General features: G+C 59.2%; 26 protein-coding genes. 4 read left to right on the plus strand and 22 right to left on the minus strand.

Going from position 1 to position 25,437, the window contains the following annotated elements:
• Positions 1–4 precede the first annotated feature (4 nt).
• Together CAF73_RS04770 and catA are read left to right on the plus strand one after the other, a co-directional pair.
• Positions 5–1,126 (plus strand): muconate cycloisomerase family protein, encoded by a 1,122-nt coding sequence (locus tag CAF73_RS04770; protein WP_085702094.1) that lies wholly within the window; start codon positions 5–7, stop codon positions 1,124–1,126.
• A gap of 68 nt (positions 1,127–1,194) precedes the next feature.
• Positions 1,195–2,130 (plus strand): catechol 1,2-dioxygenase, encoded by a 936-nt coding sequence (gene catA, locus CAF73_RS04775; protein WP_075944545.1) that lies wholly within the window; start codon positions 1,195–1,197, stop codon positions 2,128–2,130.
• Positions 2,131–2,316: 186 nt separating this feature from the next.
• Here the strand turns inward: catA and CAF73_RS04780 are convergent, their stop codons facing one another.
• The 9 genes from CAF73_RS04780 to CAF73_RS04820 form a co-directional block, all read right to left on the minus strand.
• A complete protein-coding gene (locus CAF73_RS04780) occupies positions 2,317–3,147 on the minus strand; it encodes an alpha/beta fold hydrolase (RefSeq protein WP_085702095.1) in 831 nt (276 codons plus the stop codon).
• Between the two features lie 150 nt (positions 3,148–3,297).
• Complete coding sequence (locus CAF73_RS04785; RefSeq protein ID WP_085702096.1) at positions 3,298–5,793, minus strand: RND family transporter; 2,496 nt, start codon at positions 5,791–5,793, stop codon at positions 3,298–3,300.
• Positions 5,793–6,887, minus strand: a complete 1,095-nt coding sequence (locus CAF73_RS04790; protein WP_075944542.1) for a YCF48-related protein — start codon at positions 6,885–6,887, stop codon at positions 5,793–5,795. The genes CAF73_RS04785 and CAF73_RS04790 overlap by 1 nt, the downstream gene beginning before the upstream one ends.
• Before the next feature lie 177 nt (positions 6,888–7,064).
• The gene (locus tag CAF73_RS04795) at positions 7,065–8,441 is read right to left on the minus strand and encodes a DUF1329 domain-containing protein (protein WP_075944541.1); all 1,377 of its coding nucleotides are present in this window, start codon (positions 8,439–8,441) and stop codon (positions 7,065–7,067) included.
• Between the two features lie 32 nt (positions 8,442–8,473).
• On the minus strand, positions 8,474–10,081 hold the full coding sequence (locus CAF73_RS04800; RefSeq protein WP_331717018.1) for a DUF1302 domain-containing protein: 1,608 nt from the start codon (positions 10,079–10,081) through the stop codon (positions 8,474–8,476).
• Between the two features lie 219 nt (positions 10,082–10,300).
• Entirely contained in the window at positions 10,301–11,065 is a 765-nt protein-coding gene (locus CAF73_RS04805; RefSeq protein ID WP_075944540.1) for an SDR family NAD(P)-dependent oxidoreductase, read from the minus strand.
• 189 nt (positions 11,066–11,254) lie between these two features.
• The gene (locus CAF73_RS04810; RefSeq protein WP_075944539.1) at positions 11,255–11,713 is read right to left on the minus strand and encodes an SRPBCC family protein; all 459 of its coding nucleotides are present in this window, start codon (positions 11,711–11,713) and stop codon (positions 11,255–11,257) included.
• Positions 11,714–11,787: 74 nt separating this feature from the next.
• Positions 11,788–12,552, minus strand: a complete 765-nt coding sequence (locus CAF73_RS04815) for an SDR family NAD(P)-dependent oxidoreductase (protein ID WP_075944538.1) — start codon at positions 12,550–12,552, stop codon at positions 11,788–11,790.
• A 163-nt stretch (positions 12,553–12,715) separates the two neighbouring features.
• Entirely contained in the window at positions 12,716–12,928 is a 213-nt protein-coding gene (locus CAF73_RS04820) for a hypothetical protein (protein ID WP_085702097.1), read from the minus strand.
• A 58-nt stretch (positions 12,929–12,986) separates the two neighbouring features.
• Between CAF73_RS04820 and CAF73_RS04825 the strand changes: the two genes are divergently transcribed.
• Complete coding sequence (locus CAF73_RS04825; RefSeq protein ID WP_085702098.1) at positions 12,987–13,925, plus strand: LysR substrate-binding domain-containing protein; 939 nt, start codon at positions 12,987–12,989, stop codon at positions 13,923–13,925.
• A 1-nt stretch (position 13,926) separates the two neighbouring features.
• Here CAF73_RS04825 and CAF73_RS04830 read toward each other — a convergent pair whose 3' ends face one another.
• The 10 genes from CAF73_RS04830 to CAF73_RS04875 form a co-directional block, all read right to left on the minus strand.
• Entirely contained in the window at positions 13,927–14,835 is a 909-nt protein-coding gene (locus CAF73_RS04830) for a LysR family transcriptional regulator (protein ID WP_085702099.1), read from the minus strand.
• Between the two features lie 97 nt (positions 14,836–14,932).
• Positions 14,933–15,325, minus strand: coding sequence for a nuclear transport factor 2 family protein (locus CAF73_RS04835; RefSeq protein ID WP_085702195.1), 393 nt, complete (start codon positions 15,323–15,325; stop codon positions 14,933–14,935).
• A 121-nt stretch (positions 15,326–15,446) separates the two neighbouring features.
• Positions 15,447–16,484, minus strand: a complete 1,038-nt coding sequence (dmpG, locus tag CAF73_RS04840; RefSeq protein WP_085702100.1) for a 4-hydroxy-2-oxovalerate aldolase — start codon at positions 16,482–16,484, stop codon at positions 15,447–15,449.
• Positions 16,485–16,495: 11 nt separating this feature from the next.
• Positions 16,496–17,434 carry an acetaldehyde dehydrogenase (acetylating) gene (locus CAF73_RS04845; protein ID WP_075944533.1) on the minus strand — a complete coding sequence of 313 codons (939 nt, stop codon included), beginning with the start codon at positions 17,432–17,434 and terminating at the stop codon, positions 16,496–16,498.
• A gap of 16 nt (positions 17,435–17,450) precedes the next feature.
• The gene (locus tag CAF73_RS04850) at positions 17,451–17,642 is read right to left on the minus strand and encodes a 2-hydroxymuconate tautomerase (RefSeq protein WP_075944532.1); all 192 of its coding nucleotides are present in this window, start codon (positions 17,640–17,642) and stop codon (positions 17,451–17,453) included.
• A 10-nt stretch (positions 17,643–17,652) separates the two neighbouring features.
• Complete coding sequence (dmpH, locus tag CAF73_RS04855; protein ID WP_085702101.1) at positions 17,653–18,453, minus strand: 2-oxo-3-hexenedioate decarboxylase; 801 nt, start codon at positions 18,451–18,453, stop codon at positions 17,653–17,655.
• A 9-nt stretch (positions 18,454–18,462) separates the two neighbouring features.
• Entirely contained in the window at positions 18,463–19,245 is a 783-nt protein-coding gene (gene dmpE, locus CAF73_RS04860) for a 2-oxopent-4-enoate hydratase (RefSeq protein WP_075944530.1), read from the minus strand.
• An 8-nt stretch (positions 19,246–19,253) separates the two neighbouring features.
• Positions 19,254–20,723 carry a 2-hydroxymuconic semialdehyde dehydrogenase gene (locus CAF73_RS04865; protein WP_075944529.1) on the minus strand — a complete coding sequence of 490 codons (1,470 nt, stop codon included), beginning with the start codon at positions 20,721–20,723 and terminating at the stop codon, positions 19,254–19,256.
• A gap of 2 nt (positions 20,724–20,725) precedes the next feature.
• Positions 20,726–21,397, minus strand: coding sequence for a class II aldolase/adducin family protein (locus CAF73_RS04870; protein ID WP_075944940.1), 672 nt, complete (start codon positions 21,395–21,397; stop codon positions 20,726–20,728).
• Between the two features lie 35 nt (positions 21,398–21,432).
• Positions 21,433–22,296, minus strand: coding sequence for a VOC family protein (locus CAF73_RS04875; RefSeq protein WP_075944528.1), 864 nt, complete (start codon positions 22,294–22,296; stop codon positions 21,433–21,435).
• A gap of 105 nt (positions 22,297–22,401) precedes the next feature.
• Here CAF73_RS04875 and CAF73_RS04880 point away from each other — a divergent pair, with 105 nt between their 5' ends.
• Entirely contained in the window at positions 22,402–23,364 is a 963-nt protein-coding gene (locus CAF73_RS04880; RefSeq protein WP_075944527.1) for a LysR family transcriptional regulator, read from the plus strand.
• Positions 23,365–23,394: 30 nt separating this feature from the next.
• On the opposite strand, the gene CAF73_RS04885 is transcribed toward CAF73_RS04880, so the two are convergent.
• From CAF73_RS04885 to CAF73_RS04895, 3 genes are all read right to left on the minus strand, one after another.
• Positions 23,395–24,663 (minus strand): acetyl-CoA hydrolase/transferase family protein, encoded by a 1,269-nt coding sequence (locus tag CAF73_RS04885; protein WP_085702102.1) that lies wholly within the window; start codon positions 24,661–24,663, stop codon positions 23,395–23,397.
• Between the two features lie 101 nt (positions 24,664–24,764).
• Entirely contained in the window at positions 24,765–25,043 is a 279-nt protein-coding gene (gene catC, locus CAF73_RS04890) for a muconolactone Delta-isomerase (protein WP_075944525.1), read from the minus strand.
• Positions 25,044–25,101: 58 nt separating this feature from the next.
• Entirely contained in the window at positions 25,102–25,425 is a 324-nt protein-coding gene (locus tag CAF73_RS04895) for a 4-methylmuconolactone methylisomerase (protein ID WP_075944524.1), read from the minus strand.
• Between the last annotated feature and the right edge of the window lie 12 nt (positions 25,426–25,437).

A 25,437-nucleotide genomic window follows, 5' to 3' on the forward strand; every position in this document is an offset into this window, starting at 1 on the left:
CGGTATGACCCAAGCCAAAATCGAAAGCATCGAGACGATCCTCGTCGATCTGCCCACCGTCCGCCCGCACAAGTTGGCGATGCACACCATTTCGCAGCAGACCCTGGTGATCATTCGCCTGCGCTGCAGCGACGGTATCGAAGGCCTGGGCGAGTCGACCACGGTCGGCGGGCTGTCCTACGCCAACGAAAGCCCGGAAAGCATCAAGACCAATATCGACGTGCACTTGGCGCCGGCCTTGATCGGTATGGACGCCAGTAACTTCAATGCCGCGATGCAACGTCTGGACCGGATTGCCAAGGGCAACACCTTCGCCAAGTCCGGCCTGGAGAGCGCCTTGCTTGACGCCCAGGGCAAGCGCCAGGGTGTGGCCGTCAGCCAATTGCTGGGCGGTCGTGTGCGCGACAGCCTGGAAGTGGGCTGGGTTCTGGCCAGCGGCAATACGGCCAGGGACATCGCCGAGGCCGAGCATTTTCTCGATGTGCGCCGCCACCGCATTTTCAAAGTGAAGATAGGTGCCAATCCGCTGGAGCAGGACCTCAAGCACGTGGTGGCGATCAAGCAGGCCCTGGGCGATCGAGCCAGCGTGCGGGTCGACGTCAACCAGTATTGGGATGAAGCGCAGGCGATTCGTGGCTGCCAGGTGCTGGGCGACAACGGCATTGACCTGATCGAACAACCGATTTCGCGGATCAACCGTGCCGGCCAGGTGCGCCTCAATCAGCGCAGCTTGGCCCCGATCATGGCCGACGAATCGATCGAATCGGTGGAGGACGCATTCAGTCTCGCAGCGGATGGCGCGGCCAGCGTGTTCGCCCTGAAGATTGCCAAGAACGGCGGTCCACGCGCGGTACTGCGTACTGCTCAGATCGCTGAAGCGGCGGGCATCGCGCTGTATGGCGCGACCATGCTCGAAGGCGCCATCGGCACCCTCGCCTCCGCCCATGCCTTCCTGACCTTGAAGAAGCTGGCCTGGGGCACCGAGTTGTTCGGCCCGCTACTGCTGACCGAAGAGATCGTGAACGAGGCACCGGTTTACCGCGATTTCGAATTGCACGTCCCCAATACACCGGGTCTTGGCGTGAGCCTGGATGAAGAACGCCTGGCGCTGTTTCGTCGCCGGTAGCCAAGGCGATTTAACGCGCAGCCCTTGATAGCTCGCCGAATCTAAAACAAAAAACGAGGAACTGAGACATGACCGTAAAAATCAGCCACACCGCTGAAGTGCAGGACCTGATCAAGGAGGCCGCCGGTTTCAACAGCGACCAGGGCAGCCCGCGCCTCAAGCAACTGATGCATCGCCTGATCAGCGACGCCTTCAAGATCATCGAAGACCTGGAAGTTACCGAAGACGAATTCTGGTTGGCGGTGGATCGCCTGAACAAGGTCGGCGCCCACGCTGAGTTCGGCTTGCTGCTGCCGGGCCTGAGCATGGAGCACTTCATGGACCTGCTGCAGGACGCCAAGGACCAGCAGATAGGCCTGGCCGGCGGGACCCCGCGGACCATCGAAGGGCCTCTGTACGTGGCTAACGCGCCGCTCAGCGAAGGTTTTGCGCGCATGGATGATGGCAGTGAAGATGACGTCGGCATCCCGCTGTTCATCAAGGGTACGGTCCTCAATACGGACGGCAAGCCGGTGGCCGGTGCGATCGTTGATCTGTGGCACGCCAACACCAATGGCACCTACTCCTACTTCGACGAGAGTCAGTCGGCGTTCAACCTGCGTCGCCGGATCAAGACCGACGCTGAAGGCCGTTACACCGCGCGCAGCATCATTCCGAGCGGTTACGGTGTGAATCCCGAAGGGCCGACCCAGGAATGCCTGAGCGCCCTGGGCCGCCACGGTCAGCGCCCGGCACATATCCATGTGTTCGTTTCCGCACCGGAACATCGTCATCTGACCAGCCAGATCAACCTTGCCGGCGACAAATACCTGTGGGACGACTTCGCCTACGCCACCCGTGAAGGGCTGGTCGGCGAAGCCAGACTGCTCGACAACGCCGACGCCTCGAAAGCCCATGGTCTGGACGGGCGACAGTTCGCTGAACTCGAATTCGACTTCGTTCTGCAACCGGCGGTCAACGCCGACGATGAACACCGCAGCCAGCGTCCACGCGCCGGCCAATGATCTTGCGGTATCTGTAAAGCGCGAACGACAAGGCCCCATCCAATGATGGGGCCTTGTCGTTTGCGGAACCTCTAGGATCGAGCAGGCTCGCGATGCTCGTTAACGATGACGTTGGCTGCCTGAATGCCCGCGTTGCACGGGTGTTATTCGCGATCAAGTTCGCTCCTACAAGGGGTTCGCGCCCACTCAGGTACTTTTGAGAAAATTCGTAACCAGATGCGCGAACGCCGCCGCGTGCTCGATCTGTGTCCAGTGCCCACAGCGGCCAAACACATGCAACTGACTGTCATCAATCCATTGCTGCAGGGTCAGCGAGGTGGAAAGAGGTATTACCTTGTCGTCACGACCATGAATCAACAACGTCTTGTGACCGATGTCGCGTATATCGGCCTCAGGATGCGCCATCGCCTCCACCCAACGCTGGCGTGGCGCCGGGAACATAGCTGAAAACGCTTCCTGAACCCCGGCACGGTTGCTCGCCTCATAGCGCATGCGCACCAGGTCATCCCCCACCAGCGCCTGGTCATAGGCGAACACCTGCATGATGGCGCGCATGTTGTCTTCACTCGGCTCGTACCCCCAAACCGCATCCAGGCCCGGCGTAAGCTCGAACGGCACGCCGACACTGCCCATCAGGATCAGCCGGTTGACGCGCTGCGGGTGGTGGATCGCCAGGGCCAGGGCCATGGAGCCGCCGAACGAATTGCCGATCACATTGACTTTATCGACGCCGGTGGCATCCAGAAACGCGACGATCTGCTCCAGCCAGAGGTTGCGCGAATAGACGATATCCGCCGGCGTCTGGCTGAAGCCGAAACCCGCCAGGTCCGGGGCCAGCAAGCGGAAGTCCGATTGCAGGCTCTGAATGCTCAGGCGCCAATTGGCCCAGGCACTTACGCCGGGACCGGAGCCGTGCAACAGCAGCATCGGCTCTCCACTGCCCACATCATGGTAATTGGTCCTGATGGACCCGGTTTGAACGCTACGGCCGATCTCGGGGTTATGTTGGCTGTTCATACTGTCTCCCTGTTTTCAACGGTCGGTATTGCCCTTGGGGCTGACGCAAAAATCGGCCTGTGAACCAGTCACAAACCGAAAGCTGCGGAAGAATGTGTTGCCGGGAGCCCGGCGCAGTGGGCGCCGGGTTGCCAGCTCTGGTTCAAGCGCTCACGACAGCGTGATCGCCGACGAGGTCGCTTGATGGGGCGGGCAAATGCCCGGTTTGCTCGCCGTGGCAAGATTGACCTTGGTGGCCGGTTCACCGCGTGACGGTTCGGACGATACCTGCGCCTGAGGCAACAGGAAGTGCGCCAGCGCCGGCAACAGGATCAAGGCACCGAGCATGTTCCAAATGAACATGAACGCCAGCAGAATCCCCATGTCGGCCTGGAACTTGATTGGCGAAAACGCCCAGGACGCCACGCCCAGCGCCAGTGTCACGCCAGTCAGCATCACCACTTTGCCGGTGAAGGTCAGTGCCCGGTAATAGGCTTCGGACAGCGTGGAACCCTGGCGAAGTTGCCCCAGGACGATGGTCAGCACATACAGCGCATAATCCACGCCGATCCCGACGCCCAGCGCAATCACCGGTAAGGTCGCAACCTTGATGCCCATCCCCAGGGACACCATCAAGGCTTCGGCCAGGATCGAGGTCAAGGCCAAAGGCACCACGGCGCAGACCACGGCGCGCCAGGAGCGGAAGGAGATAAAGCACAGCAGGATCACCGCGCCATACACCCAGAACAGCATTTCGTGACTGGCCTTTTTCACTACGATATTGGTCGCCGCTTCGATGCCGGCGTTGCCCGCCGTGAGCACGAACTTCACGCCGTCGGTGTTGTTTTTCGCAGCGAAGGCTTCGACCTTGTCCACCACGCCCGCTAGGGTGTCGGCCTTGTGGTCTTGCAGGTACACGAACAGCGACAGCAGGTTGCAGCCCTGGTTGAAGATTTCCCGCGGCGTGCGGTTGGCCACGGTGTTCAGCGTCCATTGGTTGGGCACCAGTTCATACCACTTCGGATTGCCTTCGTTCATGCCTACGGTGATCCGGCGGCTGAGCAACGGCAGCGAATTGGTCCCCTCCACGCCCGCCACGTCATGCAATTCCCACTCGAGCGCATCCACCAGCGCCTGAGTCTTGTAGGCGGTGCATTGATCATTCGGCGTTTCGACCATCACCACCAGCACGTCACTGCTCGCTGAATAGGCCTTGGCCATAAACGCGTTGTCCAGGTTATAGCGCGAATCGGCACGCAGCTCCGGTGCGCCTGGGTCGAGATCACCGACCTTGAGATGCAGGCTGACCATGAACCCTGCCACGCCCAGAATGATCGAAACCACCACCGCCACACTGGCCCATTTGCGCTCGGTGAACAGATCGAGAAAACGCCAGACCACATGTTTTTCGACGCCGGCCGCCTCACCCGCCTCGTCCCTCATGCTGCGCACGGCTGCACTGCGGCTGACCCCGGTAAAGCTCAGCAACACCGGCAGCAGGATCAGGTTGGTGAAGATCAACACCGCCACGCCGATGCTCGCGGTAATCGCCAGTTCCTGAATCACCCGGATGTTGATGACCAGCAATACGGCAAAGCCCACTGCATCGCAAAGCAACGCCGTCAGACCTGCGAGAAACAGCCGGCGAAAGGTGAAGCGCGCCGCCACCAGCTTGTGCATGCCACGGCCGACGTCCTGCATGATCCCATTCATCTTCTGCGCGCCATGGCTGATGCCAATGGCGAAGACCAGGAACGGCACTAGGATCGAATAGGGATCCAGTTCGAAGCCTAGCAACGGCAAGATGCCCATCTGCCAGGTCACCGCAATCAGTGAGGTGACGACCACCAGCAAGGTGCTGCGCACGCAACGGGTATACCAGTACACCGCGGCACCGGCGATCACGATAGTCAGAAAGAAGAACCACAGCACCAGGCGAATGCCATCGATCAGATCCCCCACGACCTTGGCAAAACCGGTGATGTGCAGTTCGACACCCTGGCCTCGGTACTTGTCCCTGAGGGTTTCCAGTTGCTCGGAGAATTGCTTGTAGTCCAGGGCTTTGCCTGTCTCAGGATTCACGTCCAGCAGCGGCACGAAGATGATGCTGGACTTGTAGTCCGAGGCCACCAATTGCTCGGCATCTCCCGAACGCTCGACGTTGGTCCTGATCTGGTCGATGCTTTGCGGCGACTGATCATAGTTGTCCGGAATCACCGGACCACCGTCCAGCCCTTCTTCGGTCACCCCCAGCCAGCGCGTATTCGAAGTCCACAGCGACTTGAGGAACGCACGATCGACACCCGGGATCAGGAACACTTCATCGTTGAGTTCCTTCAGGGTCTCCAGATACGCCGCATTGAAAATCGTGCCTTGCTTGACCTCGACGGCGATGCGCACCGCGTTGCCAAAGCCCTTCATATCGCCTTTGTGCTTGAGGTATTGCTCGATGTACGGATGCCCCGTGGGGATCATCTTTTCGAAATCGGCATTTAGCTTCAGTTTGGTCGCGTAAAAACCCAGCACCAGGGTGACCAGCAGGCACACCACCAGCACTATCATCCGATGATTGAAGAACAGGCGCTCCACGATCGAACCGGATTGCTTGTCAAAGTCTTCCAGGTTGCAAGTGACGGGTTTGCCGTCCGCGCAATTATCAAATTTCATTACTTACTCCCGACAACGCTGGACAAGCTGACCTTCGTGACACCCCGCATACCCACCACGACCAGGCCGCCATCGGCTGCCTGGGTGATGCCCGCCAGCGGCGGCAGTTGTTTCATTGGCGACAACTGGAAACTGTTGCCCTTGTCGCGGCTGAGCAGAAGTTGGCCGGACTGATTGACCAAAACAAAACCGCCGTCCTTCAAGCGCACGCTGCCGGTGATCGAAGCGCTGGACGGCACCTCGACCTTGGTCCAGTCGGCGCCACTGTCGCTGGAGCGGTAGGTGCTGCCACGCAGGCCGCTGACCAGCAGTTGGTCGTTGGCGTCCACTATCAAGTCGAAGTAGCTGCCCTCGTAAGGCGTCTGGACCGCCTCGAATTCGGCGCCGTCGTTTTGCGAGCGAAACACGCTGCCCTGCTCACCGACGATGTACAGGCTCGAACCACTGCCTCCCATGGCATAGAGGTGCAACCCGGTCGGGTTGTCGACGTGTGCCTGCCATGGCTGCCAGTTATGGCCGCCATCGTCCGTACGCAAAATGAGGTTGTAGGAACCGATGATGTAGCCGGTGCGTCTGTTGACGAAATAGACGTCCAGCAATGGCTTGTCCGGACCATCGGATACCATTAGCTCGGCGGCCTTCACCTGGCGCTCAAGCTCATCCGGATCGCCGTTGTTGCTCTGCTGGCGTTCTTTGGCAATACGTAACAGGGTCTGGGCCAATTCGATACCGTCGAACTGTTTTTCCCAGGTTTCGCCACCGTCCTTGCTATGTAATGCAACACCGCCATGACCGACGGCCCACCCCTGTTTCGCGTCGACAAACTGCACGGAGGTCAGTGTCACGCTTACCGGGACTTTCGCCTGGCGCCAGGAGATGCCGTTGTCGTCCGACAGCACGACGATGCCCCGCTCGCCCACCGCTACCAGGCGATCAGGCGTCGAGGTCACGGCAACCAGCACTGAGTTTTCGGCATGGGGCGAAAGCTGTGCCGGACGCTCAAGCGGTCCGGGAACGACTGCCTGAGCGGACCAGGACGAGGCCAGCAAAAATGCGGCAGTGAGCAAATCACCGACCGTTCGATTACAGCGCATAGACATTCTCCAGCTTTTTTTATAATTGTTATCTGACGCGGATCTACAACCTTTTATCGGGCCCTGCAGGAGCGTGCTGGCGATGGACTCAAAGGTGACGCGTTAATCCAGAAGCTTCGCGCTTTCGTCGACGTCCATCGCGAGCAAGCTCGCTCCTACGGGGAATTGCAGGTTGCTTTAACGCACGCCTTCGCCCGACATCGCTTCAGGCGTGAAATCGCCGGACCTGGCATCGGTCAGCATCTTGAGGTGGAAGGTGTAGGAAGGATTGCTCCAGTCTGTCGCGCCCTCGCCGCTCCAGCCGCCGGTTTGCAGGTTGTGGGTCGACCATTGCAGGTTCGGGTACACGAAAGGACCGTCCGGGATCAGGAAAGGCAACGAGATCTGGGTACGCCACAGTTGCCCCTGACCGTCCCAGCCATCCGCCAGAATCGCGCCCCAGGTGTCTTCATCCAGGTAGTAACGACGCTTGGGCACCACATGCCGCTTGCCTGGCGCCAGATCGGCTTCCACGACCCAGACACGGTGCAGTTCCCAACGGGTCGAATCCGGGTTGATGTGGTGGGGCATCAACTGCTTGTCGATCGACACGTTTTTTTGCAGGAACTTGTTGTTGTTATAGGGAATATAAAGCTCTTTTTTCCCGACCAGCTTCCAGTTGTAACGGTCCAGGTCGCCCAGAAAAATGTACGACTCGTCGTAATATTCCATCCCCGAGTTCACATCCGAAGGCGTGTCGTAACCCAGGGTCGGCGCCTTGCGCACGCGACGTTGCCCCGGCAGGTATTGCCAGGCCTGACGCGGTTTGTTGGTCGAGTCGATAAGCACGAACTGCTCACCGGACTTGATGGGTGGATCAGTCATCCATACGCGCAAAAGAGTGGATTGGCCCTTGAAGGTTTCAAGCGAACCATTCTTGTTGTAGTACGGGAACATGGCCTTGTTATAGCCCCGCACCGACAGCACCAGCTTGCCGTCCGGCGTGCCGACGTAGTTGTTGAAGGCGTATGAGGTCGCCTCCCCGGCATAGAGCAACTTGTGATTCCACATGGCTTCGGCGCCGTTTTTCGGAATCGGAAATGGAATGCCGCCATAGGCGCCTTCGACCCAGACCTTGTCGTCAGTCAACTTGGCGCGGGTCGCGTTAGCAAAGGTGTTGTCGTAGACCCATTGTGGTGCCGCCGCCGTGCGGTGAGTCGGATACACGTCCAGGCGATAGCTGTCCGGGTACTTCTTCAACATGGCCTTGATGCCATCGCTCAACTTGTCGGCGTACTTGTCCATGTTCTTCGAATCGATGGTGTACAGCGGCTTTTCGCTGGCGAAGGGGTCCAGCCGTGAGTCGCCGTTTTTGTAACCGGCCGGCACCGTGGTGTAGCCACCATCCCAAGCGGGAATCGTGCCTTCCTTGTTGCCGGCCTTTTCCGCCCCCATGGGGGTCAGGGTCGATTTGAGCTGTGCGGCCTCGTCAGGGGACACCGCCGCCAGAACGTGTGGTGTCGCGAACATCACGCTCCACAACGCAGCGCATAAAATCGTGTGTTTTGCTTGCATCTTCACATCTCCTGCTCGGCTTATTGTTTTTACTAGAGCGAACGCTGCACGGAGAACGCGATGAAATCGCGATCCTTCAGGGATTGGTCGTAGGAGTAGGATTGATCCGCGGAGTTGGCCGGCACCACGCCGGTTTCTTCAGTGCCGAAGAACGTGGTGTACATCAGGCTGAGCTTCCATGTTTTCAGGTAGTCGGCCTTGAGCCCGACACTGAAGTCACCGCCATGATTGACGCTGAAACCCGGGTTGATCACCGAGGACTTGCCGAACAGGCCATAGCCCACGCCGATCGGCACCGTGAGGTCGACCCCGTCCAGCACCTGGTAGTAGGCAGGCTCGAAAATCATGCGCACCGCACCGGCATCGCGGGTGGCATTGGGGTCCAGTGCGTCGGCGTTCTTGGTGATGCTCAGGCGGCGGTTCCACGCCACTTCACCGAGAAAATTACCGCCTTCCCACAACGGGCCAGCGTCGAGCAAGGCAATCCATGAGACCTGGCCGTGAGCAGTACGGCCGACGGGATACAAAGGGTGGTTGTTATTGTTGATTTGTTCCCCTGGCAACACGGTCACCGAACCGGCGTGCGGCACCAGAGGCATATTGTCCCGCACCGAAAACTCACCGGCAACGTTGGTGTCACCCACCGTGGTACTGAAGCTGACACCCAGGGCCTTGATCTTCTCCGGGTACACCAGCTCGTACGTGTCCGGCGCAAAGGCCGGGCTCAGACTGGCATGCACCACCGGGCTCTTGGCGTTGTATTGAATGGCATAGAGACCAAACTCGCCGTCGATATCTTCTGGCCGAAAGCGCAGTTGCAAACCACCCTGGCCGGAGTTGCTGGCCTTTTTGTCTTTACCACGGATAAAACTCGAACCGGGACCAGCGAGAATCTGTTCACCGCCGTCATCGAGAATGTCCACAGTGGAGAAGTAACTGCCCGCCGCTGGTAAGCGATCTGCTTCCCAATGCACCTGGTAATACGCGCCGAGTGCTAGGTTGTCCCGCAGCTGGATTTGCCCGGAGATCTGCGGCACCGGACGCACCAGTTCCTTGAACTGCGTACCCGGTACAGACAGCAACTTGACGATATCGGTCGGTGCCTGGCCTCCCGCAATACCGTTGGCGCCGTAGAACAGGCTTTCGCCATAGAGGACAGTATGTTGACCGACACGAATGGTCGTGGGCATGTCGCCGATTTCGGTCTTGCCGAAGACAAACGCATCCAGCAGTTCCGCCTTGCGACCGTGCAGTTTCTCGGTCTCGGAGGTGAACTCGTTGTAGTCCACAGAGCGCGAGTTATTGGTGAACGGTGAATCGTTGTCGTTCTTGCGGTTGTAGATGCTGTCATACCAGCCGGCGCCGCTCACGCGCAGCCCCATATTGTTCTTGGTCAGGTCGAATTCGGAAAACAGATCCATCCGGTTCGAAATCATGCCCTTGTCGAAGTTGCGGTCACCGTCGTCCTGGTTGGCGTCGCCGGTCAACTTCGAAGATTGATCCTTTACACGCCAGGCGGCGCTGTACTTGATCGTGTTGTCCCAGCGAATCTTCAAATCTTCGACGCCGGTATTGAACTCGAACGCACTGGCCATGGGGGCGGCGAATGCAGTCATCGCGGTCACAACGGCACACGCCAGCGCCCGGTGTTGAAACTGATGACTTTCCGAATCCTGACGTTGCGCGCACGCAAGCGCACCTGACTCTCTTGTTTTCTTGACGATCATTTTCTCTTCACCAACTTAGTTATTATTAGTGCTTGGTTTTGAAGAAGCCGTGACGCTCGCTGGCCATAAAGACAGCGATATTTTTAGTGATTTACAATCCCTTGAAGTTAGCGACTTAGCACATTGCGTGTTTCACCACGCGGTAGTTCCGCCGTCGATTTTTATATCCGTGCCGGTGATGAACGAACTTTCCTCCGAGGCCAGAAACAGCGCAGTTGCGGCCACTTCCTCGGGCTTGCCGATACGACCCAACATGATCTTGCCGACCATCACATCGACCCACTCCGGATCTTCCAGCAGCGGAAGCGTTTGCTTGGATTCGATCAAGCCGGGTGAAATGCTGTTGGCACGCAATCCATAGGTACGGCCTTCCATCGCCAGTTGTCGGGTCATCGACAGCACGGCGCCTTTGGCTGCGGAATGCGCGATGCCGGGCAACATGCGATAGGTCGACCAGGCGGACACCGATGCAGTGTTGATGATGGACGAGCCCGGCGTCTTGATCAGCTCAGGCCAGGCGGCTCGTACCAGGTGGAAAACCAGATTCAGCTCCTGGTCGATTGTACGGTGCCAATCGAAGTCGGAAATCTCGTCGACCCAGCCGAAATAGGCCATGGCCGCGTTATTGAACAGGACATCGACACGACCATAGGTCGAGACGGCCAGTTCAACCAGTTCCTTGCATTGCAGCGTATCGGTCAAGTCACATTCGCTCAGGGACACCATCTCCCCCCCGAACGACAGCACTTCGTCGACCGTCGCTTCAGCCGACTCGCGGTTGATATCGCAGCCGACCACTTTTGCGCCCTGGCGGGCGAACATAAGTGCTGCGGCTCGTCCCATCGAACCACCGGTGCCGGTGATGATACAAACCTTACCCTTCAGACGATCACTCATGACGTTCTCCTGCTTGATGGGAAGTCAACGTGTCACGGTCGCCTCCGTTGCGATCAACCGTTGATGGCAGAGCGCAAAGCGAGCGATGGACAAGGTCGGGTTCTCATTCTCCGTTCACCCAGAACAGGTTGAGATCAAACCCGAGGTCCTGCGTGACCTTGCCATCGCCGCACCGCTTGCCCTCGTCCGTCAGGCGACGTTTTTTTTCGCGCGCATACGGCCCAGCGTGGTGTTTACCGCTTCGCAGTAAGAGATTTCCATGCCTTCGGCAAAGGCTTTTTCTTCCGGGCTGCCAGCCTTCACGCCTTCCAGGGAAAAGGTGAAGGTAAAGCGCAGGAACAGCGTGCCGTTCTCTTCTTCGATGATGTTCTTGATGATGCCGCGTGCGCCGCCGGAAATACGCACGAACTCGACACGCTCTTGCGGGAAAAGCGTGATTAGCTCTTGCAGAGTTTCACCGTGCAGCACCACTTCGCGAATGAATGGGTTGCGGCCTTCGGCTTCTTCAACGATCGTGCATTGCTCGATCGGGCCGACATAACCGATAGGATTGCGCGCCTTTTCTTCCAGACCTTCCCAGACCTGGGCTCGGGTCAACTCAACTTCACCGGCCGGATTGATTTCCAGACGCTTACTTACAATGATCATCTTGCTCACCTTTTTATTTTCAAATGACGCGGCCGCCCGTTCATGAGTGGCCGCACACCACACAACAGCGGTTTTCAGATGGCGAGGTAGCCGCCATCCACGGACAAGGATGTCCCGGTCACGAAACTGGATTTGTCTGACAGCAGCCACAACGCAGCGGCGGCGATTTCCTCGGGCTTGCCGAAGCGACCTATCGGGTGGCGCTCGCGCAATGCCTGGAACTGATTGGCAAAGTTGTCTTCCTGGCTCAGGCGCAGAATCATCGGGGTCTCGATGATTCCGGGAAGGACGGCATTCACGCGGATTCGCTGCGGGCCGTAATCAACGGCGGCGGCTTTGGTCAGGCCGAGTACGCCATGCTTGGCCGCGATGTAGTCGGAGGCGGCGGCGATGGCCACCGCACCCAGGGCTGATGCCGTGTTGACGATAGAGCCGCCGCCGGAGGCGAGCATGGCTCGGATCTGATGCTTCATGCAGTAGAAGACGCCGGTCAGGTCGACCTTGATGATGCGGTCCCAGGCTTCGGCGGAGATTTCATGCAGCGGCAGGTGGCTCTGTTCGATGCCAGCATTGTTGAAAGCGCCGTGCAGCACACCGAAGCGGCTGATCACCTCGTCGACGGCGTCTTTGACCGCGGCTTCGTCGGTGATATCGCAAGGTATGGCATGGACGGCACCGCCGCAGGACTGCACCACTTCAACGATATCGTTCAAACCGGCGGTATCGCGGTCCAGCATGATGACCCGGGCGCCGGCCTCGGCAAACGCAATGACCGAAGCTTTGCCGATGCCACCGGATGCGCCAGTGACAATGATATTGCGTTGGTTCAAATCACTCATAGCTAGCTTCCATTGGCGACTTTTTTGTTATTCATCTCGTTCCTGGCCAAGTGCCGCATTAAGCCCTTGCACTGAATCTGGCCAACAACCATGACTGCCTTCGGTGATGCTGCTGCCCAACATCGGGGGCTGGTCAGTGGTTCAACTTTAGGTAGGCGACCGGTCACTGACTAGATGAATAAATCACTAAAGACTGTTGCTTTAATGCACCAATGAAATGCCGCAAAACCCTTCCACTGCCGAAGGGGTCCATGCTCCAATGCGGCGCGAACACGATCATCGTGAGCACGGTGATCCCTGTCGGAGCGAGCATGCTCGCGAGGAACTCAAGGGCGCCGCGTTCATCCTGCGGGCACGCGTTATCGTTGACGTCCATCGTGAGCGTGCTCGCTCCTACAGGGTTGCTATTGGTTCCGAAAAAGGGGGGACGTTGCATGAATGACCTGAACGATCTGCACTACTTCGTCCTTGTCGTCAGGCATGGAGGGTTTTCACCCGCGGCCAGGGCCACGGGCATCGAGAAAACCCTGCTCAGCCGGCACATTGCCCTTCTGGAGAAACGCATTGGTGCGCGCCTGTTGCACCGCACCACGCGCCAGGTGTCGCTGACGGAAGCCGGCCAACATTTCTTTGCACTGAGCCAGGCTGTGGTCGAGGGCGCGCAGACCGCCTATGAGAGCGTCGAGCACATGCGCCGTGAACCCGTAGGTCTGGTGCGCTTGAGTTGCCCTCAGGTCATGGCCAAGACCTACGTGTCACCGCTCCTGCCCAGCTACATGGCGAAGTACCCAAAGGTTCGCTTGGAGCTGAGCGCGGTAGACCGCGAGGTCGATTTGTATGAGGAGCGACTCGATATCGCTCTGCGTGCCCGCACCCATATCGACGAAACCGCCGGGCTGGTGGCGAAAACCCTGGGCAGCGCCAGGCGATTAATGGTCGCAAGCCCGACGCTGCTCGATCGCGTGGGCCGCCCCGACACCCTCAAGGCCTTATCGGGCCTGCCGACCCTGTGCCTGCCAGCGGACATGCACGATGGTTTCGGCCGCTGGCTGCTGCACAACGGCGTTCACGAAGAACGACTGATGCCCCATCTGCCCTGCCTGATTTCCGACGATTTGAGCATGCAGCTGGACGCCGCGCTCAATGGCCTAGGCATTGCGATGTTGCCGGAGCCGATCGTCGTAGGGTGGGTGCGCAGCGGTGCGCTTGAGGTGGTGATGCCCTCGTGGGCCGGACCGCCCCACCTGATTCATCTGCTGTATCCGAAACCCAAGGGCATGTTGCCCTCGGTGCGCAGTGTGATCGACTACCTGAGCCTACATCTGCCGCAGCTCATACTCGATGGCACGCTGAGCGGCAAAGCGTCCGATTGAGTTATTGCCACTGCGCCTGCTGACTCTTCAAAACCCGGCCCATCATTTCGCGCAGCCATTTATTCTGTGGGTCTCGATGAAAGCGATCGTGCCAGTACAGATCAATCTCGAACGAAGGAATCTGCAGCGGCAAGGGCTGGATAGCCAACGGGTAAAAGCGCGCCAGCGTCTTGCCGAGCGCACATGGCAGCGTCCAGATTAGGTCACTGTCCAGCAGTAGGTGCGGACTGGACAGATGATGAGGCACGCGCATCTTGACGCAGTCCGCGCCCCCCGCATCGATCAAGGCACGCTCCAGCGCCTGATGGCCGGTACCGCCCGCCTCCACCAGTAGATGGTCGCAAGCGATGAACTCGTCCAGGGACATTACCTTGTTGGCCAAGGGATGGTCGCGGCGCATGGCACACACGTAGTGCTGGGAAAACACCGGCAATCGATGTATGTCGGTTTGCAAAGTCGGCATGAAGCCCATTGCCAGATCGATCCTGCCGGTGGCCAAGCCGTTGAGGGTTTCCTCCACGCCGCCTCCGACGGTGTTCATGCGCGCCAGGGGGGCATCGGCGGCCAGCTTTTTCAGAATCGGCGGTAGGCACACCACTTCCCCCACATCGAGCATTCTAACGGTAAACGACTTGCGGCAAAGTCCCGGATCGAACTCGAGCATCTGGCTTTCCGCAGCCCGGATCAGGGCTAGTGACTGCAACAGGCGCGGCGCGATTTGAGCGCAAAAAGGTGTAGGTTCCATCCGCCGGCCGACCAGCGTAAACAACCGGTCGCTGTAGGTCTGGCGCAGGCGCTTGAGACTACTGCTGACGGCCGACTGAGTGACGCCCAGGTTCTGCGCTGCGATTGACGTCGAATGATCCCGCCAAAGCGCTTCGAAGATGTACAGCAAATTCAGATCTTTCATCACGGTGCCTTGATCACGTCTTTCCAGAACGCCGGCGACCTGCCGGCCTCGAGAGAGGCAGCTGGCAGGTCACTGGCAGGGGAACCTGGAACGAAGGTCAGGCGGTGGCGCGGATCAGATGACTGTCGGGCACACTAGCGAACACCGGGGACAGGTCGATGTTGATCCGGTAATCGTTGATCAGTCGATCGGCACTGAAACGCAGGACAACACAACACGGCACGCCAACGGTGACGCCCGTGTGTTTGGTGTAGTAGCTGTCGAACTCGATAATAGTCACGTGATCGAGTTCCCACACGCCGGTCATGACATGCTCAAGGCCCTGGATCTGCGAGTAAAAGGCGCCCACACCGTCCTTGATCGCCACCTTGCCCACCAGTTTCGGTGCGTTGCCAAAGCGGAATTCGACGTCATCCGCCAGGTAGCTCAGGAAGCCTTCGATGTTTTTGCTGTCGACACAGTCAAACATCGCTTTCATTGCGTAATTCATCCAGCAATCCTCGTTTTTGTTGTTGTTTTCTTTCACCCGACTTTATTTTCCGCGCCCTGATACCGCAATACAGCAAAATCACCAAAGCCTGTTGCGCCAGTGCACCAATCAAGCCCGGGGTTCAGGTCGGGTAGATCTTCGGACAATTGAGCAAGTCCAGCGCCACATCGACAATCATATCTTCCTGGCCACCCACCATGCGCCGCTGGCCGAGCTCCACCAGAATGTCCACAGTCTTGAGACCATATCGCCTGGCGGCGACTTCAGCATGGCGCAGGAAGCTCGAATAGACGCCGGCATACCCCAGCGCCAGGGTTTCGCGATCGACGCGCACCGGCCGGTCCTGCAGCGGACGGACGATGTCATCGGCGGCGTCCATCAGGGTGTAGAGGTCGGTGCCATGATGCCAACCCATCCTATCGGCGGCGGCGATAAAGACCTCCAGCGGCGCGTTTCCAGCGCCGGCGCCCATGCCTGCGAGGCTAGCGTCGATGCGGTCGCAGCCCTCCTCCACGGCGACGATCGAGTTGGCTACGCCTAGCGACAAATTATGGTGAGCGTGCATGCCGGTGTGTGTCGTAGGGTCGAGCACTTCCTTGAGCGCGCGGAACCGCTCGCGAATGTCCTGCATGCTCATCGCGCCACCGGAGTCCACCACATAGATACAGGTGGCACCATAGGTCTCCATGATCTTGGCCTGGGTCGCGAGATTCTGCGGGCTGGTCAGGTGGCTCATCATCAGAAAACCTACGGTGTCCATTCCCAGTTCGCGCGCATATTCGATGTGTTGGCGCGAAACGTCCGCTTCGGTGCAATGGGTGGCGACCCTGACAATTCGTGCGCCGGCGTTGTACGCTGCCTTGAGGTCGTGAACGGTGCCGATGCCGGGCAACAGCAGCGTGGCGACCTTCGCGTGAGAAATCACATCGCTGACCGCTTCGATCCACTCAAGGTCGGTGTGCGCGCCAAAGCCGTAGTTGAAACTGGAGCCCTGCAGGCCATCGCCATGCGCCACTTCGATGCTGTCCACACGTGCCTTGTCCAGTGCACGGGCAATGGTCTGGACGTTGTCGATGGAGTACTGATGACGAATCGCATGGCTGCCGTCACGCAACGTAACGTCAGAAATGTAGAGTTTTTTTCCGGGATTGAACGTCATGGTGTGTTCCTTTAGTTAACCATCGAACGCGCGATGCGCTCTGCGGTGGCCAAAGCGGCGCAAGTCATGATGTCGAGGTTGCCCGCATAGGCCGGCAGGTAATGTGCGGCACCCTCGACTTCGAGAAAGATCGACGTTTTCAGCCCGCTGAAACGTCCATGCCCAGGGATGTTCACGGGTGCGTCGACTGGAATCTGCTCGAACTGCACACGCTGCTTGAGCCGATAACCCGGAACATAGTCGTTGACGGCACGGACCATCTCCTCCACGGATCTCCTGACCTCGTCCTCATTGGCCATCGCGGACAACACGTAGACGGTGTCGCGCATGATCAACGGCGGCTCGGCCGGATTGAGCACAATGATGGCCTTGCCCTTGGCTGCGCCACCGACTTTTTCGATGGCCCTGGAGGTGGTTTCGGTGAACTCATCGATATTGGCACGGGTACCGGGCCCAGCCGATTTGCTGCTGATCGAGGCCACGATTTCCGCGTAATGAACCTCGGCTACCCTAGACACGGCTGCCACCATGGGAATGGTCGCCTGGCCGCCGCAGGTCACCATATTGACGTTGGTGGCGCTGAGGTTCTGTTCCAGATTCACCACCGGAACGCAGAGCGGACCGATCGCCGCCGGTGTCAGATCGATGATCCGGATGTCGGGTTTATGTCGACGCAGCAAGGTTTCATTGTCCAGATGGGCACTGGCAGAGGTGGCATCGAAGACAAATTCGATGTCGGCGAACTCAGGCATGCCGATCAAGCCTTCGACGCCTTCGTGGGACACCGCCACCCCCATTTTTCTGGCTCGCGCCAGGCCGTCCGAAGCTGCATCGATGCCCACTAGCACCGAAATCTGCAAGTGCTGACTCTGGCGCAGTATCTTGATCATCAAGTCCGTGCCGATATTGCCCGAACCCAAAATCGCGACTTTCTTCTTGTTTGTATTCATAACGGTTTCCTCGCACCTAACGCCCGAGCGCCTTGGCGGTTTTGCCAGCAATACCGAAATCTGTCTTCGGCATTTCGTTGATGATGACGCGCACCGATTCGATGGGCGCCTGCAGCGAGCTCACGGCCGCGTCGGTCAGTGCGGCTATCAATCGAGCCTTCTGTTCCTCGCTGCGGCCTTCGACCAGAAATACCTGCATGATTGGCATGGGACTGTTCTCACAGAAGGCTGGACTGAAAGCGCATCGAAACGCTGCCCAGATGTTGATACCGCACATTGATCTGATCGCCCGCCTGAACGGCGATCGCTTCGGTCATGCCTCCAGTCATGATGAAAGTGCCCGCGGGCAGCTCACGGCCCCGCGCGCCCAGCATGTTGGCCAACATGGCCACGCTTTGCGCCGGATGCCCCAGCACCGCCGCGCCTGCGGCGGTTGCCACCACCTCGCCGTTTTTTTCCAGCACCACGCCGAGGCATTTGAGGTCGATCCCTTTGGGGTCGAGGGCGTTGCCGCCCACAACAAAGCGCGCCGCCGAGGTGTTATCGGCGATCACACTCTTGAGGTCGAAGCGAAAGTTTTCGTACCGCGAGTCGATCACTTCCACGGCGGGAATAATGAAGTCGGTGGCGGCCAGCACATCGCCCACATGACAGCCTGGGCCCTTCAATGGGTGCTTGAGGACAAAGGCAATTTCCGCCTCGATCTTGGGGTGGATCAAATGATCGACATCGATAGCCGAGCCATCCATGCACGAACCGTAGTCCGTCAGAAAGCCGTAGACCGGTTCACTGACGCCCATCTGTTTCATTTTTGCGAACGAGGTCAACCCCATCTTTAGCCCGACGATGCGCACACCTCGCTGCTCTTTGTGGCGGCGAATCGTGTCTTGAATGGCATACTCGTCCTCCCAGTCCATATCAGGGAATTTGTCAGTTATTTTGGTCACGGCCACACCTGTCAACTCAGCTCTTTCCAGATGCAGGGCCAGCTCGATGACCGTCTCGTGTGTCAGTTTCATGGGATCCCCTCAAACGAAACGAACGGACGCAGAGCCGATACCGCCCAGGCTTATGCGCAATTGATCACCGGCCTTGACCGGCACCATGGCGGCCAGTGAGCCGGACAGGATCACCTCGCCTTTCTTCAGGCCGATACCCAAGCGCCCCAGCGTATTGGCCAGCCACGCGACGGCATTGGCTGGGTGACCCAGTGCCGCAGCGCCAGCGCCCGTCGCAATCAGTTCGCCATTTTTTTCCAGTGTCATGCCGACACAGGCCAGGTCGACATCCCGTGGATCGACGCACTCGCTGCCCAGCACGAATGCACCGGCCGAAGCGTTATCGGCGACGGTGTCCTGAATGCGGATTTTCCAGTCTCGAATGCGCGAATCGACAATCTCGAAACAAGGCATGACAAAGTCCGTGGCCCGAATGACATCCGCCACCGTGACACCGGGGCCGGTCAAATCGTGTTTGAGCACGAATGCGATTTCCCCTTCAGCCTTGGGGGCGATCAGTCCGGCGCATTCGATCGCCGCACCGTCGCTGTACAACATCCCGCTGAGCAGGTGGCCGAAGTCCGGTTGATCCACACCCAGCATGTCCATCACGACCTTACTGGTGGCCCCAATCTTCTTGCCGATGATGGTCTGACCGGCATCCAGTCGCGCCTGGATCATGCCCAGCTGGATCTGGTAGGCGTCTTCAATCGTCAGCTGCGGATACCGTTCACTCAGGGGATCGATCGCCTCACGGCTGGTCAGTGCATTGTGCAACTCGCTGCCCAAGGCATGCAGTGTCTGGGTATTCATGAAAGACCTCACAGGCGCACGCAAACGTTGCGTAATTCGGTGTAGAACTCCAGGGAATGCACTCCGCCCTCTCGGCCGATACCCGACTGCTTCGCACCGCCAAAAGCGGTGCGCAGATCGCGCAGGAACCACGAATTGATCCAGCAGACACCGACGTTGAGAACCGAGCCCATGCGGTGGGCCACTTGCAGGTTGGAGGTCCAGACGCTGGCCGCCAGGCCGTACGGCGTGTCATTGACGAGACGCACCACCTCGTCTTCTTCGTCGAAGGGGGCGATGTGACAACACGGGCCGAAAATCTCCTCACGGATCACCGCTGAGTTTTCCGGCAAGTCGGTCCAGATGGTGGGCTGTACCCAGGCACCTTCTGCCAACTCGGAATTGAACTCAGGAACGCCTCCGCCGGTGACCACGGTAGCGCCATCGGCGACGGCCTGACGGTAGTAACCCAGCACTTTTTCACGGTGGCCCAGAGAAATGAGCGGGCCCATGTTCACCCCCCGTTCGTAGGGGATGCCCACGCGCAGGGATTCAGCTTTTGTCTTGAGCGCTGCGACAAAACGTTCGAACACTGGACGCTGGACATACACGCGCTCGGTGCCCAAACAGACCTGGCCGCTGTTCTCAAAGGCCGAACGAGCGACGCCCGCGGCGGCTTTTTCCAGATCGGCATCGGCAAATACCACGGCCGCATTCTTGCCGCCCAGCTCCAGGGACACCGGACGCAGGCCCTTGGCCGCTGCCCTCATGATCACTTCGCCGGTGCCGGTTTCACCGGTGAAGGTGATGCCGTTGACGTCCGGGTGAGCGGTCAGAAACGCACCGGCCGAGTTTTCACCAAAGCCGTGCACGACGTTGTAGACACCCGCCGGGACCCCCGCCTCGAGCATGACTTCACCCAACAAAGTGGCGGTCGCCGGCGTCTCTTCGGACGGTTTGACCACGACGGTATTGCCGCAGGCCAGCGCGGGGCCGACTTTCCAGGTCATCAACAACAGCGGCAGATTCCACGGACAGATCACCCCGATGACGCCGCGCGGTGCACGTACGGCGTAATTGACCGCCTTGCCACCATCGGGGGTGTCCATGGTGAAACATTCGTTCGGGACATTTTTCAGCAGGTCTGCAAACACCCTGAAATTCGCCGCGCCACGGGGAATGTCCAGGTGACTGGCCAGATCGTAAGGCTTACCGGTATCGGCGATTTCCGCGGCGACGAATTCCTGGAAACGACTTTCAATACCTTCGGCGACCTTGTGCAAAATAGCGATGCGTTGCGCAGCGGTCATACTGCCCCAGGGGCCCTGCAAGGCGCCCCGGGCTGCCTGGACCGCCGCGTCCACTTGTGCCTGGCCGGCTTCGTGGACCTTGCCGATCAGGCTATTGTCCACGGGGTTGCGGTTATCGAACGTGCGAACGCCCTCGCACCATTGGTTATCAATGAAATTGCGGAACTCATTAAGAGGCAGTGTGGCCATGTTCAGTTTCCTTGCTGTGTGAGCTCGACCGCCTCGATGTCACCGGCAGTGAGGTAATCCCACATACGTTCGAAGATCCGACCGGAGTAAGTCGCTCGTTGTCGTGTTTGCTCATCGTCAAGTGGCGGCACCCGGTCAGCCAGCCCCGCGGCATGCAGCTGCAACTCGATATGAGCGGCATCCTCCAAGTACCAGTTGAGCGTCAGCGCCTCGACCAGCGAGGCACCGGCCACAACGGCGCCGTTGCCGCGCATCACCAATGCCGGACCGTCCGCCAGTTGCTCGGCCAGCGCCGCCGCCTGAACGTCATCGCGCAACAGTTGCGGGTCATCCCATAGAGGTATGGACGAGTGAAAATAGGCGCCAGCGCCATGCCGTGACTTTGGCGTAATACCGGCGCAGGACAACGTCATGACCTGATCGGGCATGCTGCGAATCACTGCACCGACATCGGCACGACGCTGATAGATCTGCTGATGGATTCGCACCTCACCCAGCACGCCTTCCGGCAACGGGCCCTCGACGGGGACCACCACACCGGGTTCTCCCGGGCCGATCAGCCCCATCGGTTTGGCTGCGCACACCAGGAAGTGATGCGCGTCCAGGCGCAGGCTGCAATGACCATAGGCATGCACCAGGCCCGCCCGAGCCAATGCCCGTGCCGCTAGCCGCACTTCTCGTTGCTGGGCGGCCGTGGCGGTCACGCCACTCACGAACGGAATTCCGCAATATCGGGTTTCGACCCCCAGCAGCAATACGACGTAGGGACCGCCGGGAACTGCCGTGGCCGGTAACCGGCTTCCTCCTCGGCGCTGATGTGCCTGACCCCCGAGGAGTACTCATATGTCATGCCATCGGGCCCTTCGAAATACAGGAAGTAGGCGCCCGAAGTCGGATGGCGACCGGGGCCGAAGAGAATCCGAATGCCACGCTCGCGAAGGAAGTACCAGGCGCGCATGATGTCATCGACGGTTTCGACCTGATGGTTGATGTGCTGCACGCCCGCATGCGAGGACGGAAACAGCGCAATCTTGTGATGCACCTCATCGATGCGCAGCAGCGCCGCCTCGCCGATGCGGTCACTGACCCTGGCGTTGCACAGGCGTGTCCAGAACGCTTCGTCGCGTTTTGCGTTGGTGGTACGCAGGCCGATGTGGTTGAAACCGGTATTGCCGGCATCCCGCGAGGGGAAATGCCGCACGCCACTGGCATGAGGGCCGAGCACCAATTCGATGCGGTTGCCACTCGGGTCGCGGAACTGGATCAGGTCATTGACCGCACGCAACTCGATGTCTTCGCGAGTGCCATGACGAACAGCAAAGCCATTATCTTCGAGCACCTGCGCGGCATGGTCCATCTCCTCGGGCGTGCTCACTTCGAAAGCCGCGGTGGCCTCCTGCGGGTCACCTTCGTAGTAACACAAAGTGTGGTCGCGATCATCGGATCGGAAATAGATGGCGCCATTGGCAACCCGGGCCACTTCCAGACCCAGAATCTGGGTGGCATAGAGGCGGGTTTGTTCCAGATCCGGCGTCCCCAGACGGACATAGCGGATGTCGTGAAGATTGATCATGAAGCGGCCTCGAACGTTATTTTTATGTGGACTTAATCCTCGCGTCGCGGCAAAAATAAAAATAGCAAATTATCTTTATTCATTTTATTTGTTTTGGTTATACCCATGAAAACCGATCTGAATCTTCTCAGAGTGCTTCTGGCCGTCCATGAAGCCGGCAACGTGACCGCCGCGGCACAACGTCTAGGCATGAGTCAACCAGCCGCCAGCGCGGCACTGGCCCGTTTGCGGCGGTCACTGGGAGACGCGCTGTTCGTACGTTCGGGTCAGACAATGGCCGCAACGCCACGAGCCCAAAGCATCATTGATCGCACGCGGGAGGTGATCGACATCATCGACCGCGACATCCTCAGCAATCCGGTGTTCGACCCATCCACCAGCACCGCCCCCTTCATGTTCTGTTTGAGCGAGATTGGCGAAATCGCCTTTCTACCGATGCTGCTCGGGCACCTTCGCAGCGTCGCGCCGCTTGCGCAGATTTGCAGCCTGAGTCTGGCCGCCAAGGACGTGGACGAGCATCTGCGCGAAGGCAAGGTCGACCTGGTCATGGGTTACTTTCCTGACCTCGGCGCGGCGAACATCTATCAGCAAAGATTGTTCTCCCATGACCTGGTCTGCCTGATCCGAGGGGGGCACAAGATCCGGCACGAACAATTGACCCTGGATGAATTCTGCACCCTGGAACATGTACAAGTGCGCGATGGCGGGCGTAATCAGGAGATGTATGAGAGCTACCTGGCTAAGGCCGGTGTTAAGCGAAATATCGTTTTGCAGATGGGTCACTACATGAGTACGGCTTCAATTATCGAGCGGTCGAACCTAGTGGTCGTGCTGCCCCGGACCGTCGCCAGCCTTTACGCGAAATACGCCAATGTTCGCAGCGTCGAATTGCCCGACGGCTTTCCGGTTTACGACATCAAGCAGTACTGGCATGCGCGGTTTCAGAACGACCCGCGTCACCAATGGATTCGCCAGACCGTGCGTACCTTGTTCGAGAACGACCAACCGGGTGTCAGCGCCGCGCTGCCCCACGATCTGCCAGGAAAGGAAGTGGTTTTCGACGACTGACTCCGCCCTCGCTCGGGACTGTCGGTACCGTCAGGATCCTGCGAGCCCTCCCCGCGCCCACGCCGCCTCCAGATCGGCTCGGTGCTGCGGGGCGGCGATGCTGAGCATTTTGTCGACCCTTTGCTTCATGGTCAGTCCACGCAGGTCGGCGACGCCAAACTCGGTGACGATGAGCCCGGCATCACTGCGGGGAATGGTCGTTGGACCATTGAGGCGGGCAACGATTCGACTGTTGCTCCGTGCGCTGGACGGCAGTGCGATGATCGGCAGACCGCCCCGTGAACGATGGGCGCCGCGGATGAAGTCCAGTGATCCCCCTACCGCGCCCAGGTAACTGCCTGCCGCGACCTCAGAGTTCACTTGCCCGGTGAGATCGACCTCCACCGCGGAGTTGATCGCCACCAGACGATCCAGACTGGCCAGCACCTGAGCGTCGTGGGTATAGGCGCTGGAACGCATATGCACTGACCGGTTGCGATGGGCGAACTGCGCCAATGCCTGGCTGCCAATCAGCACGCCGCCCACGCTGAGCCAGGCGTCCCTGCTCTTGCGTGAATTATTGACCACGCCGCTTTGCATGAGCCGCATGACGCCGTCGCCGATGCTGCCCGAATGCACACCCAGATTGTGGTGGTCATTTAAGGCGCTGAGCACTGCATCCGGTATGGCACCGATGCCCGTCTGCAGGGTCGATCCGTCTTCGACCAAGTCGGCGATGTCCCTGGCGATTTTCATGTCTACCTCGCGAATGCTCGCACTTTCGCTCGCCAGGGGCGCACGGTCGGTGTAGACCACAGCGTCCAGTTCATCCAGACCCAGGGTACGCTCACCATAGGTCCAGGGAGCCTGTTGATTGACCTCCCCGATCACCACGGCCGCCTGTTCCAGCGCACAGAGCAAGTATTCGCTGGCCAGACTGAGGCTGTGCCGGCCGTTGGCATCCGCCGGCGAAAGCTGCAGCATCAGAACATCGACGCGCAATTGCCCAGAACTCAACTGCGACGCCATTTCAGAGTAGTGGCAAGCAAGAATGTCCAGCACACCGGCGTCAGCCAGCGCACGATTTGCGCCGGCACCGCAATAGGCGAGAAAGTCCACGGCATCGGCATGCTCGGGCCGGCAGGTGTCACTGTTGGCAATGCCCAGCAGCACCCGGATGCGTTTGAAATCATGACGCTGTGCCATGAGCGCACGGGTCAGGGTCAGCGGCTCGGCGTTCGCCTGTCCCCATAACACGGTGTCCCCGGGTCGGATCAGGCTGGAGAGGTCCGGTGCATTGGCTTGTAATTCGAGAGGCATGGCAAAACCCTGGCAATAGCGAGCCGGGCCCTGTGGTACAGGACCCAAGGCAGACAGGGCTCAAATGGAAAATGGCGGCCCGTTGCGGGCCGCCGCGACAATCAGAAAATCGACGACGGGTGCTTGGCCAGCGGGGTGACTTTGATCTTCATGAAAGGGAACAGAGGCAGACTCGACAGCAGGCTGTGCAGTTCATCGTTACCTTCGACGTCAAAGATGCTGATGTTGGAGTACTCGCCCACGACGCGCCACAGGTGGGGCCACTTGCCCGACTCCTGGATGTCGATGGCCCTTTCCTTCTCCGACGCCTTGATCCGCTCCACTTCGTCCAGCGGAATGTCACGGGGAATACTGACGGTCATTTCTACGCAATACAGCATGTTGAACTCCAGATATTGTTGTTGAACGAGCGCCCCCTGCCAGCGGCGGCGCGAAACCTCAAACCAGCTCTTCAGTGACGAAGGGCTTAAGCTGGCCGATGAAATACTTACCATGTTCGAACCAGGCCTTGCGGATATCGGATTCCATGTAGACCTGATACTGCTCCTCACTGGCAAACCAGCATTCACCGATCGCATCGATACGGCCTACGTCCAGATACGGCACGTGGGTATCCGTAGGATTACCGGCAACCAGTCGCACTTCGTATTTGTGCAGCCCCGGCATTCCGGCGGACATCTGGAAATGCACCACGCACTCTTTTCGAAACTGCTCGTGGCTCATGCTTTCCGGTTTAACCAACAGATAAAGGATACGAATCATGGGGACCTCGAT

Origin of the sequence: Pseudomonas sp. B15(2017) (genome assembly GCF_002113215.1) — a bacterium.
Taxonomy (GTDB): domain Bacteria; phylum Pseudomonadota; class Gammaproteobacteria; order Pseudomonadales; family Pseudomonadaceae; genus Aquipseudomonas.

What these genes read in the sequence shown, in the direction of transcription:
- CAF73_RS04770 (WP_085702094.1), top strand. Translation starts at nt 5, where the DNA reads ATGACCCAAGCCAAAATCGAAAGCATCGAGACGATCCTCGTCGATCTG.
- catA (WP_075944545.1), top strand. Translation starts at nt 1,195, where the DNA reads ATGACCGTAAAAATCAGCCACACCGCTGAAGTGCAGGACCTGATCAAG.
- CAF73_RS04780 (WP_085702095.1), bottom strand. Translation starts at nt 3,147, where the DNA reads ATGAACAGCCAACATAACCCCGAGATCGGCCGTAGCGTTCAAACCGGG.
- CAF73_RS04785 (WP_085702096.1), bottom strand. Translation starts at nt 5,793, where the DNA reads ATGAAATTTGATAATTGCGCGGACGGCAAACCCGTCACTTGCAACCTG.
- CAF73_RS04790 (WP_075944542.1), bottom strand. Translation starts at nt 6,887, where the DNA reads ATGCGCTGTAATCGAACGGTCGGTGATTTGCTCACTGCCGCATTTTTG.
- CAF73_RS04795 (WP_075944541.1), bottom strand. Translation starts at nt 8,441, where the DNA reads ATGCAAGCAAAACACACGATTTTATGCGCTGCGTTGTGGAGCGTGATG.
- CAF73_RS04805 (WP_075944540.1), bottom strand. Translation starts at nt 11,065, where the DNA reads ATGAGTGATCGTCTGAAGGGTAAGGTTTGTATCATCACCGGCACCGGT.
- CAF73_RS04810 (WP_075944539.1), bottom strand. Translation starts at nt 11,713, where the DNA reads ATGATCATTGTAAGTAAGCGTCTGGAAATCAATCCGGCCGGTGAAGTT.
- CAF73_RS04815 (WP_075944538.1), bottom strand. Translation starts at nt 12,552, where the DNA reads ATGAGTGATTTGAACCAACGCAATATCATTGTCACTGGCGCATCCGGT.
- CAF73_RS04820 (WP_085702097.1), bottom strand. Translation starts at nt 12,928, where the DNA reads ATGGACGTCAACGATAACGCGTGCCCGCAGGATGAACGCGGCGCCCTT.
- CAF73_RS04825 (WP_085702098.1), top strand. Translation starts at nt 12,987, where the DNA reads ATGAATGACCTGAACGATCTGCACTACTTCGTCCTTGTCGTCAGGCAT.
- CAF73_RS04830 (WP_085702099.1), bottom strand. Translation starts at nt 14,835, where the DNA reads ATGAAAGATCTGAATTTGCTGTACATCTTCGAAGCGCTTTGGCGGGAT.
- CAF73_RS04835 (WP_085702195.1), bottom strand. Translation starts at nt 15,325, where the DNA reads ATGAATTACGCAATGAAAGCGATGTTTGACTGTGTCGACAGCAAAAAC.
- dmpG (WP_085702100.1), bottom strand. Translation starts at nt 16,484, where the DNA reads ATGACGTTCAATCCCGGAAAAAAACTCTACATTTCTGACGTTACGTTG.
- CAF73_RS04845 (WP_075944533.1), bottom strand. Translation starts at nt 17,434, where the DNA reads ATGAATACAAACAAGAAGAAAGTCGCGATTTTGGGTTCGGGCAATATC.
- CAF73_RS04850 (WP_075944532.1), bottom strand. Translation starts at nt 17,642, where the DNA reads ATGCCAATCATGCAGGTATTTCTGGTCGAAGGCCGCAGCGAGGAACAG.
- dmpH (WP_085702101.1), bottom strand. Translation starts at nt 18,453, where the DNA reads ATGAAACTGACACACGAGACGGTCATCGAGCTGGCCCTGCATCTGGAA.
- dmpE (WP_075944530.1), bottom strand. Translation starts at nt 19,245, where the DNA reads ATGAATACCCAGACACTGCATGCCTTGGGCAGCGAGTTGCACAATGCA.
- CAF73_RS04865 (WP_075944529.1), bottom strand. Translation starts at nt 20,723, where the DNA reads ATGGCCACACTGCCTCTTAATGAGTTCCGCAATTTCATTGATAACCAA.
- CAF73_RS04875 (WP_075944528.1), bottom strand. Translation starts at nt 22,296, where the DNA reads ATGATCAATCTTCACGACATCCGCTATGTCCGTCTGGGGACGCCGGAT.
- CAF73_RS04880 (WP_075944527.1), top strand. Translation starts at nt 22,402, where the DNA reads ATGAAAACCGATCTGAATCTTCTCAGAGTGCTTCTGGCCGTCCATGAA.
- CAF73_RS04885 (WP_085702102.1), bottom strand. Translation starts at nt 24,663, where the DNA reads ATGCCTCTCGAATTACAAGCCAATGCACCGGACCTCTCCAGCCTGATC.
- catC (WP_075944525.1), bottom strand. Translation starts at nt 25,043, where the DNA reads ATGCTGTATTGCGTAGAAATGACCGTCAGTATTCCCCGTGACATTCCG.
- CAF73_RS04895 (WP_075944524.1), bottom strand. Translation starts at nt 25,425, where the DNA reads ATGATTCGTATCCTTTATCTGTTGGTTAAACCGGAAAGCATGAGCCAC.